The following is a 621-nucleotide window of genomic DNA, read 5'->3' as shown; positions in this document are numbered from 1 at the left end:
TCTGATTTTAGATAGTAATTACCTACCCATTTGTTACGTGCGTAGCTGCCTTCTGCTGTTAGATAATAGTATGACCCGTAGTTTTTGTCATAAATCCATTCATTCTTAGCCATCTTTCCATCTGATTTGAGGTAGTAATTTCCTACCCAAGTGTTACGAGCAGAACTTCCTTCTGATGTTAGATAAAAATATGAACTCGATTTCGTATCATAAATCCATTCATTTTTAGCTCTCTTCCCATCTGATTTTAGATAGTAATTACCTACCCATGTATTACGAGCGTAGCTGCCTTCTCCTGTTAAATAATAATGAGCAGAGTATTTCTTATCATAAATCCATTCATTCTTGGCCATCTTTCCATCTGATTTGAGATAGTAATTGCCTTCCCAAGTATTTTGGACATAGTTTCCCGAAGCATTTAGATAGAAATAAGAATTAGCTTTTTTATCAAAAATCCACTTATTAGTAACTTTAGTACCATTTTCATAGTACGATGAGCCTACCCAACCAGACTGAGCTGTAGATTTGGACTTATCCTCTTTAGGACTTGTATTTTTAGGTTTCTCAGCAGGTTTTTGTGCTGGTGTTTTCGGTTTCTCAGCAGGTTTTTGCGCTGGTGTT

At 36.1% G+C, this 621-nt stretch carries 1 pseudogene; it reads right to left on the bottom strand.

Going from position 1 to position 621, the window contains the following annotated elements:
• Nucleotides 1-621 (bottom strand): annotated as a pseudogene (locus HMPREF2766_RS10290) (endo-beta-N-acetylglucosaminidase); the annotation flags it as partial.

The sequence above is a fragment of the Streptococcus sp. HMSC076C08 genome, assembly GCF_001810825.1.
GTDB lineage: Bacteria > Bacillota > Bacilli > Lactobacillales > Streptococcaceae > Streptococcus.
The sequence above is the reverse complement of the archived record's forward strand: the minus strand, read 5'-3'. Positions and strand labels throughout refer to the sequence as shown.